This is a genomic window from Ornithinicoccus sp., assembly GCF_057176825.1.
On record NZ_CM169976.1, the window covers coordinates 697,208 to 712,848 of the forward strand.

At 72.4% G+C, this 15,641-nt stretch carries 17 protein-coding genes; 9 read left to right on the forward strand and 8 right to left on the reverse strand.

What is annotated here, in order from left to right:
* The first annotated feature begins 19 nt into the window (after nt 1–19).
* Nucleotides 20–1,777 (forward strand): arginine--tRNA ligase, encoded by a 1,758-nt coding sequence (argS, locus tag AC1QRC_RS03695; protein WP_484205478.1) that lies wholly within the window; start codon nt 20–22, stop codon nt 1,775–1,777.
* A gap of 27 nt (nt 1,778–1,804) precedes the next feature.
* Here the strand turns inward: argS and AC1QRC_RS03700 are convergent, their stop codons facing one another.
* Nucleotides 1,805–3,172, reverse strand: a complete 1,368-nt coding sequence (locus AC1QRC_RS03700) for a DUF2520 domain-containing protein (RefSeq protein ID WP_484205479.1) — start codon at nt 3,170–3,172, stop codon at nt 1,805–1,807.
* 75 nt (nt 3,173–3,247) lie between these two features.
* Here AC1QRC_RS03700 and AC1QRC_RS03705 point away from each other — a divergent pair, with 75 nt between their 5' ends.
* The 3 genes from AC1QRC_RS03705 to AC1QRC_RS03715 all read left to right on the forward strand — a co-directional run bounded on the left by AC1QRC_RS03705 (nt 3,248) and on the right by AC1QRC_RS03715 (nt 6,063).
* On the forward strand, nt 3,248–4,042 hold the full coding sequence (locus AC1QRC_RS03705; RefSeq protein ID WP_484205480.1) for an alpha/beta hydrolase: 795 nt from the start codon (nt 3,248–3,250) through the stop codon (nt 4,040–4,042).
* Nucleotides 4,043–4,112: 70 nt separating this feature from the next.
* Nucleotides 4,113–5,315, forward strand: a complete 1,203-nt coding sequence (locus AC1QRC_RS03710; protein ID WP_484205481.1) for an AAA family ATPase — start codon at nt 4,113–4,115, stop codon at nt 5,313–5,315.
* A gap of 34 nt (nt 5,316–5,349) precedes the next feature.
* The gene (locus tag AC1QRC_RS03715) at nt 5,350–6,063 is read left to right on the forward strand and encodes a class I SAM-dependent methyltransferase (RefSeq protein WP_484205482.1); all 714 of its coding nucleotides are present in this window, start codon (nt 5,350–5,352) and stop codon (nt 6,061–6,063) included.
* 65 nt (nt 6,064–6,128) lie between these two features.
* On the opposite strand, the gene AC1QRC_RS03720 is transcribed toward AC1QRC_RS03715, so the two are convergent.
* A complete protein-coding gene (locus AC1QRC_RS03720) occupies nt 6,129–6,542 on the reverse strand; it encodes a PIN domain-containing protein (RefSeq protein ID WP_484205483.1) in 414 nt (137 codons plus the stop codon).
* Nucleotides 6,543–6,786: 244 nt separating this feature from the next.
* Between AC1QRC_RS03720 and AC1QRC_RS03725 the strand changes: the two genes are divergently transcribed.
* Nucleotides 6,787–7,005, forward strand: a complete 219-nt coding sequence (locus AC1QRC_RS03725; protein WP_484205484.1) for a CopG family ribbon-helix-helix protein — start codon at nt 6,787–6,789, stop codon at nt 7,003–7,005.
* 25 nt (nt 7,006–7,030) lie between these two features.
* Nucleotides 7,031–7,339 (forward strand): type II toxin-antitoxin system PemK/MazF family toxin, encoded by a 309-nt coding sequence (locus tag AC1QRC_RS03730; RefSeq protein ID WP_484205485.1) that lies wholly within the window; start codon nt 7,031–7,033, stop codon nt 7,337–7,339.
* Nucleotides 7,340–7,568: 229 nt separating this feature from the next.
* On the opposite strand, the gene AC1QRC_RS03735 is transcribed toward AC1QRC_RS03730, so the two are convergent.
* The 3 genes from AC1QRC_RS03735 to AC1QRC_RS03745 form a co-directional block, all read right to left on the reverse strand.
* On the reverse strand, nt 7,569–7,796 hold the full coding sequence (locus tag AC1QRC_RS03735) for a substrate-binding domain-containing protein (protein WP_484205486.1): 228 nt from the start codon (nt 7,794–7,796) through the stop codon (nt 7,569–7,571).
* Nucleotides 7,793–7,945, reverse strand: a complete 153-nt coding sequence (locus tag AC1QRC_RS03740; protein WP_484205487.1) for a hypothetical protein — start codon at nt 7,943–7,945, stop codon at nt 7,793–7,795. The genes AC1QRC_RS03735 and AC1QRC_RS03740 overlap by 4 nt, the downstream gene beginning before the upstream one ends.
* A 191-nt stretch (nt 7,946–8,136) precedes the next feature.
* Nucleotides 8,137–8,340 (reverse strand): cold-shock protein, encoded by a 204-nt coding sequence (locus tag AC1QRC_RS03745; RefSeq protein WP_484205488.1) that lies wholly within the window; start codon nt 8,338–8,340, stop codon nt 8,137–8,139.
* A 203-nt stretch (nt 8,341–8,543) separates the two neighbouring features.
* Between AC1QRC_RS03745 and AC1QRC_RS03750 the strand changes: the two genes are divergently transcribed.
* Nucleotides 8,544–9,314 carry a DinB family protein gene (locus AC1QRC_RS03750; RefSeq protein WP_484205489.1) on the forward strand — a complete coding sequence of 257 codons (771 nt, stop codon included), beginning with the start codon at nt 8,544–8,546 and terminating at the stop codon, nt 9,312–9,314.
* A gap of 108 nt (nt 9,315–9,422) precedes the next feature.
* On the opposite strand, the gene AC1QRC_RS03755 is transcribed toward AC1QRC_RS03750, so the two are convergent.
* A complete protein-coding gene (locus AC1QRC_RS03755) occupies nt 9,423–10,199 on the reverse strand; it encodes a lysostaphin resistance A-like protein (RefSeq protein ID WP_484205490.1) in 777 nt (258 codons plus the stop codon).
* A gap of 205 nt (nt 10,200–10,404) precedes the next feature.
* Here AC1QRC_RS03755 and helR point away from each other — a divergent pair, with 205 nt between their 5' ends.
* The gene (helR, locus tag AC1QRC_RS03760) at nt 10,405–12,585 is read left to right on the forward strand and encodes an RNA polymerase recycling motor ATPase HelR (protein WP_484205491.1); all 2,181 of its coding nucleotides are present in this window, start codon (nt 10,405–10,407) and stop codon (nt 12,583–12,585) included.
* Here the strand turns inward: helR and AC1QRC_RS03765 are convergent.
* Together AC1QRC_RS03765 and AC1QRC_RS03770 are read right to left on the reverse strand one after the other, a co-directional pair.
* Nucleotides 12,580–13,842, reverse strand: coding sequence for an amidase (locus AC1QRC_RS03765; RefSeq protein ID WP_484205492.1), 1,263 nt, complete (start codon nt 13,840–13,842; stop codon nt 12,580–12,582). The genes helR and AC1QRC_RS03765 overlap by 6 nt on opposite strands.
* A 34-nt stretch (nt 13,843–13,876) precedes the next feature.
* Nucleotides 13,877–14,851, reverse strand: a complete 975-nt coding sequence (locus AC1QRC_RS03770) for a helix-turn-helix transcriptional regulator (RefSeq protein ID WP_484205493.1) — start codon at nt 14,849–14,851, stop codon at nt 13,877–13,879.
* Between the two features lie 61 nt (nt 14,852–14,912).
* On the opposite strand from AC1QRC_RS03770, the gene AC1QRC_RS03775 reads away from it, so the two are divergent.
* The gene (locus tag AC1QRC_RS03775) at nt 14,913–15,635 is read left to right on the forward strand and encodes an alpha/beta fold hydrolase (protein WP_484205494.1); all 723 of its coding nucleotides are present in this window, start codon (nt 14,913–14,915) and stop codon (nt 15,633–15,635) included.
* Nucleotides 15,636–15,641: the final 6 nt, after the last annotated feature.

A 15,641-nucleotide genomic window follows, 5' to 3' on the forward strand; every position in this document is an offset into this window, starting at 1 on the left:
CGCCGTTAGGCTGCCGGGCGTGACCTCCCCGCTCGCCCCGCTCGGCCCCCTCGTCTCAGCTGCCATCGAGGCGGCGCTCGGCCCCGAGTTCGCCGGCGCAGACCCGGTGCTGCGCCCGAGCCAGTTCGCCGACGTCCAGTGCAACGCGCCCCTGGCGCTCGCCAAGCGGGTGGGTGCACCCCCGCGCGAGGTGGCGGCCCGGATCGTGGCGGCGCTGGACGTCGCCGGGCGGTGCAGCGCCGTGGAGATCAGCGGCCCCGGCTTCATCAACCTGACCTTCGCCGACAGCTGGCTGGAGGAGCTGACCGGGGAGTTGGCGCGCGACGCCCGGCTCGGGGTCCCGGTCCAGGAGCAGCAGGTCGTGCCCATCGACTACTCGGCACCCAATGTGGCCAAGGAGATGCACGTCGGGCACCTGCGGACCACGGTGGTGGGCGACGCGCTCGCCCGCACCCTGGAGCACCTCGGGCACCGGGTGGTCCGGCAGAACCACATCGGGGACTGGGGCACCCCGTTCGGGATGTTGCTGGAGCACCTGCTCGACGTGGGGGAGGACTCCGCCGAGGCCGGTCTGCTGGAGACCGACCCGAACGCCTTCTACCAGGCGGCGCGCGAGCGGTTCGACGGCGATGCAGCCTTCGCCACCCGGTCGCGCGCTCGCGTCGTCGCGCTCCAGGCCGGTGACGCCGAGACGCTGCGGCTGTGGGAGTCCCTCGTCGAGCTGTCCCGGCACTACTTCAACCGGATCTACGCCCTGCTCGGGGTCACCCTGACCGACGAGCACCTCGCCGGCGAATCGACCTACAACGACCATCTTGAGGGGATCTGCGCCGAGCTCGAGGACAAGGGCCTGGCCCGGGTCGACAACGGTGCACTGTGCGTCTTCCTGGACGGCTTCACCGGCCGCGAGGGCAAGCCGGTCCCGCTGATCATCCGCAAGTCCGACGGCGGATACGGCTACGGCACGACCGACCTGGCCACCGTGCGGCACCGGGTGCAGACCCTGGGCGCGGACCGGATCCTCTATGTCATCGGCGCCCCGCAGGCGCTACACCTGCAGATGGTCTGGGAGACCGCGCGGCTGGCCGGCTGGCTCCCCGAGGACGTCGAGGTGGTACACGTCCAGATCGGCAACGTGCTCGGCCCCGACCGCAAGATCCTGCGCACGCGGTCCGGCTTCCCGCTGCGGTTGAGGTCCCTGCTGGAGGAGGCGGTCGGCACCGCCCGCCGGGTCATCGACGAGTCGCGTCCCGACCTGGAGGAAGGGGTGCGCGCAACGATCGCACCGCAGGTGGGGATCGGCGCCGTGAAGTACGCCGACCTGTCTGTCGCCCACGACTCGGAGTACGTCTTCGACCTGGACCGGATGACCGCGCTCACCGGCAACACCGGGCCTTACCTGCAGTATGCCGCCGCGCGGGTCCGCTCGATCCTGCGCCGGGGCGGTGTGGAGTCGGCTCCCGCAGGAGGGACACTGGCGGGGCCGGGGGCTGCAGCGATCCGGCTGGGCGAGCCGGCCGAGCGGGGCCTGGCCCTGCGACTGCTGGAGTTCGGCGGGGTGGTCGAGGTGGTCGGCGCCGAGCTGGAGCCGCACCGGTTGTGCGGCTACCTCTTCGACGTGGCGCAGGACTTCTCCGGCTTCTACGAGCAGTGCCCGGTGCTACAGGCGCCGGACGAGGCGACGCGCGAGTCGCGGTTGGCGCTCGCCGGGCTCACGCTGGCGGTGCTGGTGCAGGGTCTGGACCTGCTGGGGATCGAGGCTCCCGAGCGGATGTGACCCGCTGCGGCTGGTGTGCGGAGTGGGTCACCACTCGACGCCGAACGCTGCCTCGGCGACCTCCTTGAGCAGGCCCGGCTCGTCCAGGACGTCTACCGGCCGTCTGCCGCCCAGGTACGTCGTGGCAGACACCAACCACTGGACGAGGCCGCTCTCGCTCCGGTTGTGGCGCTGCCCGAGCGCGATGACGTCCGCGATAACCGGTCGCGCCCCATGCTCGTCGAATTGAAACCCCGGGAACACCAGGTGCCGACCTCGCTGAAGGGCCAGGAGTCGGCCTTCTCGCCGCGTGGCCAGTGCCAGATTCCCCGTCGCCGAGGATCGTGACCCCAGGCGCTCCCCAGCCGCCGCACTCGACAGCATCCCGAACTCCTCGTCGATCTGGTCATAGAGGTCCTGCTCGGCCTGGCCGGACCGTGCCAAGGCGGGGGAGGCTTGCCCGGTGGGGACCTCTCGTCCAGCGAGGAGCCGCGTGGCGGTGACGAGGGCGTCGAAGAGCTCCACGTTCTGGGGGCGGTGCTGCGCCACCGCCTCGCGGTGGCGAGCCACCGTGGCGTCGTCGCCCCGGGCGACCGGGCCGGTCAGTGCGGCGGGCCCGCCGTCCCGGGACCAGTTCTGGACCGCGGCCAGCACGATGGGCTCGAGCTGCTCCCGGTCCAGGCCTGCCACGGCGGCAAGGTGTTCGGCCAGGTCGAGCAGGGTGGTGAGGAAGTTCGAGGCCACGGCTGCAGCGGCGTGGTAGGCGGCGCGGTCCTCATCGCGCACCTGGACGGCGCGCATCCCGAGGGAGGTGGCCAGGTCCGTCGCGGTGGCCAGCGCTCGGGGCGTGGAGCCCGCGACCGCCGCCGTCACGCCCACGAACCGGGCTCCCGACTCCGGGATCGTCATCAGCGGGTGCAGCGAGAACGCCTCGTGGCCGGCCAACGGCTCCAGGGTGGTGGCCCCCGAGCAGTGCCCGACCAGCAGTCCCGGCCGGGGGGCGAGCGCGTCGGCCGCCTCCGCGATGGACCTGTCGGGCACGGTGAGCAGCACGATGTCGGCGCCGGCCCCGTCGGAGCCCCGGCCCAGGGGGCCCTCGACCTGTCGGCCGGCGGCCCGGAAGGCGGCGGCGAAGGCGGTGCCCAGCCGGCCGGCCCCCACGATTGCCAGGGGTCCGGGGGAGGTCTGCGCACGGCGGCGCCGGGGCGCCGGGGCGGGTGGCACCGGTTTGGCGGCCACGACATCCGCCAGGCTGATGCGGACGCGGCCGGCACGGGCGGTGTCCACCACCAGGTGCTGCTCGTCCCGCTCGGCGAGGGTGCCCAGGGCATCGGTGGCGCGGGCGCCGTCCTCGATCAGGTACCGCACCACCACCCGCGCCCCCACGGGCACGTCGACCAGCCACTCTCTGCCCATATCGGCGATTCTGGCACAGCCGCTAGAGAGGCGTAGATGCCGCGATCGGAGTCGTCCCCGGCGTAGCGTGCAGTCATGCGCGCCGCGCCCCGAGTCTCCCGCCGCACCGTGCTGCGGGGAGGGCTGCTCGCACTCGCCGGCGCCGCGGGGGCGTCGGCCCTGACCGGCTGCGGGGAGGACGAGGAGGACCGGTCCGTCCGGGAGGGCCGGTTGGACTCGGAGCACTGGCCCGGTGCCCGCCCCCGCTGGCACCTGGCGCTGCCCGAGGACGCCCGCGCCACCGTGATCGCCCTGCACGGCTACGGCGGGGACGCCCGCTTCTTCTTCGACCCACCGCTCGCGGCGGACCTGGCACAGCAGCACCACATCGCGATAGCCGGGGTCGACGGGGGTGACAGCTACTGGCACGCCCGGGCGGACGGGACGGACACTGGCGCGATGGTGCTCGATGAGCTGTTGCCGGTTCTTGAGGAGGCCGGGGCCCCGGTCGACCGGATCGGCTTCACGGGCTTCTCGATGGGGGGATACGGAGCCCTGCTGCTCGCGACCGAGTTGCCCCGGGAGCGGGTGCTCGGCGTGGCCGCCGTCAGCGCCGCGATCTCCTTCTCCGCCGGCGAGACCACCGGGGCGTTCGACGACGAGGCCGACTTCGCCGAGCACGACCTGTTCCAGCGGGTGGACGCGTTGCGCGAGGTGCCGGTCTGGTTGGCGTGCGGCTCCGCCGACACCTTCGTCGAGACCAACCGGGCGCTCGCGGAGCAGCTCCCCGACGCGGTCGCCGTGCTCGACGAGGGCGATCACTCCCGGGGCTACTTCGAGGCCCGCTGGCCGGAGGGGATGGCGTTCCTCGCCGAGCGTGCCGGGCCCTGAGCCCGACACGCCGATCACGCACTATCCGGACATCTCAGGAAAACCCTAGACATCCGCATACAGTCCCATCGTGGACCCGATCAGGAACCCCTACGCCCCCGGGGCCGGCCAGCGGCCGCCCGAGCTCGCCGGCCGTGACGAGGAGCTGGAGCGCTTCCGCGTCGTGCTGGAGCGGATCGCCCGTGGCCGGCCCGAGCGCTCGATGGTGCTCACCGGGCTGCGCGGCGTCGGCAAGACGGTGCTGCTCAACGCGCTGCGCTCGACGGCCGTGCGGGCCCGCTGGGGCACCGGCAAGTTCGAGGCGCGCCCGGACCAGTCGCTGCGCAGACCCCTGGCGGCGGCGCTGCACATGGCGGTGCGCGAGCTGGGTCACCCGCGCGGGGAGGAGCTGGACCATGTCCTCGGGGTGATCAAGGCGTTCGCCCAGCGGGAGCAGCCGGGCGCCAAGCTGCGCGACCGGTGGAACCCCGGGATCGACGTGCCCGCGCTGACCGGCCGGGCCGACTCCGGCGACATCGAGATCGACCTGGTGGAGCTGCTCACCGACGTCGGTGGCCTGGCGGCCGACGTCGGCAAGGGCGTCGCCGTCTTCATCGACGAGATGCAGGACGTCGGCCCGGACGACATCTCCGCGATCTGTGCCGCGTGCCACGAGCTGAGCCAGTCGGCGCTGCCGGTCATCATCGTGGGGGCGGGCCTGCCGCACCTGCCCGCGGTGCTGTCGGCGAGCAAGTCCTACTCCGAGCGACTGTTCCGCTACAACCGGATCGACCGGCTGGACCGGGCCGCTGCCGAGGCCGCCCTGCAGGTGCCGGCCAGGGACGAGGACGCCGAGTTCGACAGTGCGGCGATGGAGGCGATGTACGTCGCGACCGGCGGCTACCCCTACTTCATCCAGGCCTACGGCAAGGCGGTGTGGGACCTGGCCCCCCGCAGCCCGATCACCGCCGAGGACGTCGCCGTCGCCGCGCCGGAGGCCGAGGCCGAGCTCGCGGTCGGCTTCTTCGGCAGCCGCTACGAACGGGCGACGCCGGGGGAGCGGGAGTACCTGCAGGCGATGGCGGACCTGGGCGCACAGACGACCGAGGCGGACCGGGACGAGATCGAGTCGGTGGCCACCTCCGAGGTCGCCACCCACCTGGGCCGCAAGCCGCAGTCGCTCTCCCCGGCCCGGGACGCCCTGCTGAAGAAGGGGCTGATCTACTCCGGGGAGCGCGGCCGGATCGCGTTCACGGTGCCGCACTTCGGGAGGTACCTGCGCAGCACCGCCTGAGCGGTCACGTCAGCGGAGAACTAAAGTCGGGCGGGTGCAGCGTGACGACTTTGTCCCCTCCGGAAACCAGGCGGCCGATCCGGAGATCTACGAGATCGAGAACGCGGCGATCGACCGCGCTGGTGTGCTGTGGTCGGCCCTGCGGGAGCAAGCTCCCTGGGCAGACAAGGTGCTGCTCGACCTGGGCTGCGGAACGGGCTTCTGGCTGCCGCACTACCACGGGGCGGCCGAGGTCATCGGCGTCGAGCCTGACACCAGCCTCCTCGACGCCGCGCGCAACCGGCCCGGAGGTAGTCGCGTGCTCCATGGCTCGGCCGAGCACCTCCCGCTGCCGGACTCCTCCGTCGATGTCGTGCACGCCCGCTTCGCTTACTTCTTCCCGCAGCCCGACTTCGACCCGAACCCCGGGCTGGTGGAGGTGGGGCGGGTGCTCCGGCCCGGTGGCCGGCTCGTGGTGATCGACAATGACTCCGAGGTCGGCGAGTTCGCCGAGTTGCTGCGAGCCAGCCCGTGGGCCGCAGCCCAGGGCCGGGACACCTATGCACGGCAGTGGTGGGCGGAGCAGGGGGCGGACACCACAGCGGTCCGGAGCTCCTGGCAGTTCGACTCCCGTGACGACCTCGCCGCGGTCCTGCACCTGGAGTTCCCCGAGGACCTGGCCGGCGGCTGGCTCGAGGCGAATCCCGACCGGACGGGCCTGTCCTACGGTTACCTCCTGCACACGTGGCAGGCCCCCGCGTCCACCTGACGGTGCTCGCGTCTATTCGCCCGCATCCACCGGGTGTCGCGGCACGGCGGTGCGGACGAGACCGGTCAACTCCAAGGATTGACCACGGTGAGCCCGGGGCAGGCAAGACCTGCGGTGTCCCTGGTGGCGACCTGGGCCTCTCGGCTGCGTGCGATGGCGGCGATCTGGGCATCCATGGTGGAGAGAGGCCCGCCGAGTTCGCGACGTTCGTCGACGATCAGTGCGTACTCGGCCGCGGCACCCTCGTCGAAGGCCCAGACCCGGCCGCTCAACGAATCGAGCACCGTCGCGACCGCCTGCGCGAGAGAGTCGCGTCGTCTCCCCGCAGGGAGCGCCCCGACGCCGAGCAACAACTCGGCCATGACGGGCGTGGCCGTGGCAAGGTCGAGGTTCTCGGTCCCGGCCAGCCACGACGTCACGGCGGGGTCTGGCGAGGGTCGGATGAGCTCTGAGAGGACGTTGGTGTCGAGGAGGATCACAGGACCGGAATCTCTGCCTCGTCCTCACGGCTCGGCAACTCCAGCTCAACTCCCCCGGTGTCTCGTCGGAACCGCTCGGTCGCCTCGAGCAAGGTGGGTGCGTTCGACGACATCGCCGGGCCCGGCCGCGACTCAGCCGAGGGTCGAGCGTCTCGCGACCACGCTCGGCGCGGCATGTACGGACGATGCTACTAGGGTAGCAATAACTATCCCACCTGGGTAGGATGTGGTCATGAAGGTGAGCGTGAGTCTGAGCGAAGAGGATCTCGCGGCCCTCGACCGGTACGTCGCAGAAGCTGGCCTTGAGTCGAGGTCCGCTGCCGTCCAGCAGGCCATCCGCCGCCTGCAAGACCCGCAGCTGGAGGCGGCCTATGCCGCCGCCTGGGAGGAGTGGGCCGTCGCGGGGGACGAAGACGCGTGGGCATCAGCGTCCTCGGACGGGCTCACCGATGCTCCGCGGTGAGATCCTTCTCGTAGATTTGGATCCAGTGCGCGGCAGCGAGGCCAACAAGCGGCGCCCCGCGGTGCTCGTCAGCAATGACCGGGCGAACACCGTGGGGCAACGACTCGGTCGTGGTGTAGTCACCGTCGTGCCCGTCACCAGCAACGTGGAGCGGGTCTTCCCGTTCCAGGTGTTGCTGCCAGCTGACGAGACAGGACTGCGGGTGGACTCCAAGGCCCAGGCGGAGCAGGTGCGCTCGGTTGCAGTCGAGAGGGTCGTTTCTGCAGTAGGTCGGGTGCCGCCCCGCCTCATGGCTGCGGTCGACGAAGCGTTGCGAATCCATCTGCAGCTATGACCGCCCGACGCGCGGCATGAGCGGATCTCTGAGAGGACATGAGTGTCGAGGAGGATGAGCACCGCGCACCTCAGCCTGCATGGACCGACCGTCACTGACAGCATGCGCCTGGTGCAGTCGTCCTGCCAGGCGGTCTCGGCCGCGTCGACTGCACGGGTTGGGCACGTGAAATCGCCAGGGTGCGGCAACAACCCATCCATACGACGACATCGCCGGGCCCGGGCGCGACTCAGCCGAGGGTCGAGCGCCGTGCGACCAGCTCGGGCGTGAAGACCACCGACTCGTGCTCGTGGTCGGGGTTGCGGGTCTCGTCCAGGAGCAGGCGGGCGGCGGTCTCGCCGAGCCGGTGCCGCGGCTGGCGCACGGAGGTGAGCGGGACGGCCGCCGCCGCGGCGAAGTCGATGTCGTCGTAGCCGACGATCGCCAGGTCTCCGGGGACCGTCCGGTCCGTGCTCACCGTGTGCTGCAGGAGGCCCAGGTGACGCACCGTCCACCGTCGTAGGAGAACGTCTCGGTGACCAGGTCCCCCGCGATTGGATCGGCACAGGGTGGCTCGGGCACGATCTGCGGTGCCGCGTCCTCGTCGTCCGTCGTGCCCTGACCCATGCGTGCCATCCTCGCAGCCATGACGGCACCGAGCCATCGCCGCGCGCCGCCGACTGCACGCGTTGTTGCCGGCAGATCGCGATTTCTGCGGCAATACCTGGTCCACTCGTCGCGGGTCCTGCCACCCGCGACATGCAGAAAGCCCCGCGCACCTGGCGCGGGGCTTTCCGGTGGAGTCCGTGTGGATCAGGTCAGAGCGACCGGACCTTCTCCGCCTGCGGGCCCTTCTGGCCCTGGGTCACGTCGAACTCGACCTTCTGGCCCTCCTGGAGCTCGCGGTACCCGCTGCTGTCGATAGCGGAGTAGTGGACGAAGACGTCGGCACCCCCGCCATCCTGCTCGATGAAGCCGAAGCCCTTCTCGGAGTTGAACCACTTCACGGTGCCTGTTGCCACTGGTGCTGCCTTTTCTATGAATGCGATCGGGGCCCACGTGTGCGGCGCCTCCGGACTACCGAGGGGCGTCTTCCACGGGGACTCCGGGCCACGCGGGCACGGGTACCGTCAGAGAACACTGATACGGCTGGTCCCGGCCGACGCTAGCACGGGCCCCGCCCCCGCCCCTCCCTGGCGGCAGCCAGAGGCGACAGGAGCACGCGATGACAACGTTTGACCGGTCCGACGACCTGGAGGGTGCGGTCTTCACGGGGGTGAACCTGCGCCGCGCACGGTTCGTCGGCAGCGACCTGTCGGGGGCGGTGTTGCGCGGCGTCCAGGTGGAGGAGCTGGACCTGGACTCGCCGTGGCTCTCCGACGGTGACTTCGTGCGGATCAACGGCGTCGACGTGATCCCGCTGGTCGAGGCCGAGTTGGACCGCCGCTTCCCCGGCCGCGAGCTGCGGCGAGCGCAGGATCCGGTGGGGCTGCGCGCGGCCTGGCTGGCGCTGGAGCAGACCTGGGAGGCCACGCTGGCCCGCGTCGCGACGATGCCGGAGGGCACCGTGGATGTCTCGGTGGACGGGGAGTGGTCCTTCGCGCAGACGCTGCGGCATCTCGTCATGGCCACCGATACGTGGCTGGGCCGCGCCGTCCTCGGGCAGGAGCAGCCCTACCACCCCCTCGGTCTGGCCGACGCGGGAGCCGAGGCGGAGGGCCTGGACCTGTCGGTCTTCGCCTCCGGCATTCCCTCGTATGCCGAGGTGCTGGCGGCGCGTTCCAGCCGGGTGGGCATGGTGCGCGGCTTCCTCGCCGAGGTCACCCCGGAGCAGCTGGAGGAGCCGCACCCGAACCCGTGGGCGCCGCAGTATCCCGAGACCACCCGGTCCTGCCTGCACACCATCCTCGAGGAGGAGTGGGAGCACCACCGCTATGCGGTGCGCGACCTCGAGGCGATCGCGCAAGGGCGCTCCGAGCCCGCGTCGGAGGGGTGACCTGCACGTCCCGCAGGGGTGACCTGCAGGACGAGGGCTGTGACACCCGCTTTGACAGGTCACCCCGGGCCCACGGCATATGGCTTGCCCCACGGCATACGACAAGGATCAGACGGCCAGGCGCCAGGCGAGCACGCCGAAGAGCACGCCAAGGGCGTTGGTGGCCCAGTGCATACCGATGCTGGCGAACAGGCTGCCGCTGCGTCGGCGCAGCTCCCCGGCCACCAGCCCACCCAGGGCGGTGAAGAGCACGGTCCCGACCACCAGGGCCACCTCGGCGAAGGTGCCGAGGTCACGCAGCAGGGTGCCGACCAGGGTGTTGCCGGTCGCGGACGCGGCGGCGGGCAGCACGTGCCACAACCCGAACAGCAGTGAGGAGCCGACCAGCACCTGCCACATCCGGGCGTGCCGGGCGAGCATCCCCCAGAGCACGGAGCGGAACGCGACCTCCTCCAGGAGCACGGTGCCCAGCGGGATCATCACGAAGGCGGTGAACAGCACGCTCGCCGGCGGCAGGTGATAGCGGACGTCGAGGAACGCCGTGCGGGTGCCCGGCAGCAGCACCCCGGTCAGGTAGATCGCGGCGACGAGCAGGATCACGAGCCCGCCCCAGCGCAACCCCGCGGCATGGGTGCGCCGGGCCAGCCCGAGCTGGTGCCAGGTCAGGCCGGAGGCGCGGGCGAAGGCGATCAGGGTCACGGCTCCCGCCGGTCCGAGCCACAGCGAGTTCCACCCGAGGACATGGTTGGCCAGGTTGATCCCGACCAGCCCGAGCACGACGGTGATCGTGGCGACGGGGGCGAATCGGGGGGTCCGCCTGGCAGGTGCGGTGCGCGTCCGGCGCTGCGGCTGGGTCGCCTCGGCCCGGGCGATCGCGTGACTCATCGGGCTCCAGTGTGGCGGTCGGTCCTGGGAGTTCTCTGGGTGTCACCTGACAGGCGGGGCGGCAGGCAAGGAGACAGGCCAGAAAACGCGAAGAAGGGAGTCTCACGACTCCCTTCCACTCTCACTGTATAGCGCACGGGGGGTCTTGCGGCAAGGCCCCCTGGAGGGCGCACAATCGTCGGCCGTGGCAGTTAATAACAAGGGGATGGGGACCATGACCAGCGCATTCGACCTACCTGACCACCTGTCCGCCAAGGCGGAGCCGGACCTGATCGCGGGCGATGCGGAGCACCTCGCCGAGGTGGCGAGCACCCTGGCGGCGACCATCGCCGACCTGGAGGATCGCCTCGCCGTCGAGCGCCGGCGCGCCGCGGGCGGCGGTCAGCGGGCTCTGGACCGGGACCAGGAGGTGCACCGGCTCACCGCGCGGCTCAGGACGCTGCGGCGCTTCGGGATGGACCTGTGCCTGGGGCGGCTCGTGGCCGAGGACGACCCGGACCCGGTCTACATCGGGCGGCTCGGACTGACCGGCGAGGACGGCCGAAGGTTGCTGGTGGACTGGCGGTCACCCGCCGCCGAGCCCTTCTTCGGGGCCACGCACGGCAACCCGATGGGGTTGGTGAGCCGTCGTCGCTACCGGTGGAGTCGCGGGGTCATCCGCGACTATTGGGACGAGGTCTTTACCGCAGAAGGACTGGAGCACGGCGCGGCCCTCGACGAGCAGTCCGCCTTCATCGCCAGCCTGGGGAGCAGCCGGTCGGCCCGGATGCGCGACGTGCTGGGCACCATCGCCGCGGACCAGGACGCCATCATCCGCGCGGGCTCCCGCGGCGCCCTCGTCGTCGACGGGGGCCCCGGCACCGGCAAGACGGTGGTGGCCCTGCACCGGTCCGCATACCTGCTGTATGCCGATCCACGCCTGGGCCATCACCGTGGCCGGGTGCTGTTCGTGGGCCCGCACGTGCCCTACCTGGCCTACGTCTCCGACGTGCTCCCCAGCCTGGGGGAGGAGGGGGTGCAGACCTGCACGCTGCGCAACCTGCTGCCCGAGGGGGCCGCCGCCGTCCCCGAGGCCGATCCGGAGGTGGCGGCACTGAAGGGGACCGTGGAGATGGTCGGCGCGATCGAGTCGGCGGTCCGCTTCTACGAGCAACCGCCCACGCAGCCGACGACGGTCGCCACCGAGTGGATCGACCTGCAGGTCAGCCCCACGGACTGGGCCACCGCCTTCGCCGCCGTCGGGCCGGGCACGCCGCACAACGAGGCCCACGACGTCATCCTGGAGGAGCTCGTCGAGCTGGTGACGGAGGCCCGGGAGGGCGAGGAGGACGACGCCGCGCAGTTGCGTGCCGCGCTGCTGGAGGACCGCGACCTGCGCGGCGCCCTGGCCCGCGCCTGGCCGTTGATCGAGCCCGCCGACCTGGTCGGCGACCTGTGGTCGGTCCCTGCCTTCCTGCGGCACTGCGCACCGTGGCTGGACGCCGAGCAGCGCCGCACGCTGCAGCGGGGCGACGCCCAGGCCTGGACCGAGGCCGACCTTCCGTTGCTCGACGCCGCCCGGCAACGGCTGGGAGACACGGGGGCCTCGCGGCGCCGTCGCCGGCAGGAGGCCGAGCTCGCGGCCGAGCGCACCCGGCGGGATCAGGTGATGGACCATCTCATCCAGCACGACGACTCGGAGATGGCCGTGATGTCGATGCTGCGCAGCCCGGACCTGCGGGCGGCCCTGGACGACCACGACGGCGTGGCCGAGCCGTCGCCGGACCTGCTCGCCGGTCCCTTCGCGCACGTCGTGGTCGACGAGGCGCAGGAGCTCACCGACGCCGAGTGGCAGATGCTGTTGCAGCGTTGTCCGTCGCGCAGCTTCACCATCGTCGGCGACCGGGCGCAGGCGCGGCACGGGTTCACCGAGTCCTGGGAGGAGCGGCTGGCCCGGGTCGGGCTGGACCGGGTGCGGCTGGCGTCCCTGAGTATCAACTACCGGACGCCGGAGGAGGTCATGGCCGAGGCGGAGCCGGTGATCCGCGCGGTGCTGCCGGACGCGAACGTGCCGACGTCGGTGCGCCGGAGCGGCCACCCCGTTGTCCACGGCCCGGTGTCCGACCTCGACGGGATCCTGGACGGGTGGCTCGCGGAGCACTCCGAGGGCATTGCCTGCATCATCGCGGCCCCGGACGCCGTCGCGGGGAGAGCAGAACCCGCCGCGCACCCGCGGGTCCGGTCGCTCACCCCGGAACTGGCCAAGGGCCTGGAGTTCGACCTGGTCGTCCTCCTCGATCCGGAGTCCTTCGGCGGCGCCGGGTCTGGGGGCATCGAGGGTGGTGTCGACCGCTACGTCGCCATGACCCGGGCCACGCAGCAGCTGGTCATCCTGACGAGCTCATGACGGCGGTCCGTGCCGGGCCTCCAGCGCGGCTCCGACCCGGTAGAGGACCGGGTCCCGACCGGCGGCCACCATCAGCTGGAGGCCCACCGGCAGTCCCTCGTGCTCACCGACGGGCAGCGACATCGCGGCCAGCCCGGCGAGGTTCGTCTCGACCGTCCACCAGTCGGTGCGGGGCCGGGCCAACGGGTCGTCGACGCCCGGCTTGCCAAGGGGCGGGGCGAGCAGCGGGACGGTCGGGCTGACCATGAGGTCGCAGGAGGACAGGGCGGCGGCCGCGTCGACGGCGATCTGCTCCCGGACGCGCAGCGCCTCCCTGTGGGCCCCGGTCCCGGCGACCCGGCGACCCAGGGCCAGGCGGGTCCGCGCCTCCGGCCCGAGGTCCCCGTGCTCGTGCTCCTGCAACACAGGGACAGCCTCGACGGACGACACCGTGAGGTACACCTCGAGTAGGTCGCCGAAGTGGGGGACCTGCACGTCGACGACCGTGGCGCCTAGGGCGCGGAGCGCCTCCAGTGCCTGCTCGAACCGCCCCACCACACCCGGGCTGTTGCGCTCGCCCGACATCGGGACGACCCGGCCGACCCGGCACCCCGACAGGTCCCTGCGGTCGGCGCCGACGGCGGCTGCGCGGGCGCACCGGCCACCCGGGTCGCCGGCCAGCACGTCGTGCAGCACGGCGGCCCCGGCTACGTCGGGAGCCAGCGGCCCGACCCGGTCCAGGGTCGGGGCGAACGGGACCACGCCACCCATCGGGACGGTCCCGGGCGAGGGTGCGACCCCCACCACCCCGCAGAACGCGGCCGGCTCGCGGATCGACCCGCCCGTGTCGGTCCCGACGCCCAGCACTCCGTAGGCCGCCACCGCAGCTGCCGAGCCGCCGCTGGACCCGCCGGCCGTCCGGTCTGGGTCCCGCGGGTTGCGGGTCGGGCCCCACGCCGAGCTCTCCGTGGAGGCCCCCATCGCGAACTCGTCCAGGTTGGTGGTGCCCACCACCACGGCGCCGGCCGCCCGCAGCCGCCGCACCACGGTGGCGTCGCCGTGGTCCGACGGTCGACCCCGGCGGGCGGCGGATCCGCACGCCCAGGGGGCACCGCGGACCGCGAGGTTGTCCTTGACCGCCACCAGTTCCCCCGCCAGCGGCCCGGTCAGCGCCTGCTCTTGACCCGCCCGGGCACCCTCGCGGTCGACGTGCACGAACGCGTTCAGCAGCCCGTCGTGGTGGTCGATCCGGGTGAGGAGACGGTCCAGGTCCTGCACGCGTCGAGCGTACGCTCCGAGGCGTGGCGGGCCGTCACGTCGGGACGGTGCCGGGAGGCTCCGGTAGGGCCGCGCCGAACCGGGCGGCCACCTCCGCCACGGCGGCCCGCAGCTCGGGCCCACCCTCCACGCGGAACGGGAACGGCACCTGCGCGAGCCACTCCTCGGCATACATCGCCGGGTTGTTGGTGCTGCCGGTCAGCAGGCAGCCGTCCGGGGTCTCCTCCAGGGTGCCCATCGGGGACCGGATCCATGGGGCGACCTCCTCCCGGGGCGCGAGGAAGCGCACGCGTGTGGGGAAGGCCCAGCCGGTGCCGAGGTTCTCCTCCAGGACGGCCACCGGGTCTAGGTCGGCAGGGGGCGTGAAGCCGCGCTCGGTCGCCCGGACCGCGCGGACCCGGTCGATCCGATAGGTGCGCACGGCGTCGGCCCGGTGCGAGTGGCACAGTAGGTACCACCGGCCGTGGCGGACGACCACCGCCCAGGGGTCCACCTCCTCCTGCCACTGCCCCGAGCCGCTGCGGTAGTCGAGCAGGACCGTGAGGTGTGCGGCGGTCGCGGCGACGAGGGCGCTGGTGGTGGCCGGGTCGGGGCGGTGCGTATGCCGTGTCGGCGTGGCTGAGGCGTGGGCCCGGAGCGCCGCCGCCTGGCGGCCGACCGAGTCCGGCAGGGCGCGGATCACCTTGCCCAGCGCCGTCCCCACCAGGTCCTCGGCGTCCACCGCCGAGGGGTGGCCGTCGAGCACCGCCATGACGAGGCCGAGCGCCTCGGCCTGGGTGAACATCACCGGTGGTAGCCGGGTGCCCCGCCCCAGCCGGTAGCCGCCGTAGCGCCCCCGGACGGAGTCGATCGGGATGTCGGCCTCCCGGAGGATCTCCACGTAGCGGCGCGCCGCCCGGTCCGTCACCCCGAGGCGTTCGCCGAGCTCGGTGGCCGTGATGCCCGGTCGCTGCTGCAGGATCTCCAGCGCGCGCAGGGCCCGGGCCGTCGGGCTGGTCTCCGGTGCCATCCGGCCAGCGTAGGAGGCCCCGACCCAAACCGGAAGCCGATCATCCGGAAGGAGACCTAGGGTGCTGATCGTGACCCTGACCCGTGGAACGGAGAGTGTGATGGACCTGATCCTCATCGGAGGACTCTGGCTGGACGGCACCGCCTGGGACGAGGTCGTCCCGGCCCTGGCGGAGCGCGGGCACCGGGGCGTGCCCGTTCTCCTGCCAGGCCAGGGGGACGGTGCGGCGGCCGCCACCCTGGAGGACCAGGTGGATGCCGTCCTCGCCGTGGTCGACGCCGCGGACGGGCGCCCCTGGGTGGTCGGTCACTCCGCGGCCGGCACCCTGGCCTGGATCGCCGCCGACCGCCGCCCCGACGGGGTGGCCGGGGTCGTCCTCATCGGCGGGTTCCCCGCCGCCGACGGGGCCGCCTACGCCGACTTCTTCCCCGTCGTCGACGGGGCCATGCCCTTCCCCGGGTGGGGGCCGTTCGAGGGTCCGGACTCCGACGACCTCGGCGAGGAGGGCCGCCAACGGCTGGGCGCCGCTGCCTTGCCCGTGCCGGAGGGGGTGAGCAAGGGGGTGGTGCGGTTGACCGACGACCGGCGCTACGACATACCGGTCGTGCTCGTGTGCCCCGAGTTCGCCCCCGAGGACGCGCGCGAGTGGATCGAGGCCGGCGACGTGCCCGAACTGGCCCGCGCCACCGATGTGTCGTATGTCGACCTCGACTCCGGGCACTGGCCGATGTTCACCCAGCCGGCTGCCCTGGCCCGTGTGCTCGCCGCGGCGGCGGAGGGCTGAGCGCTC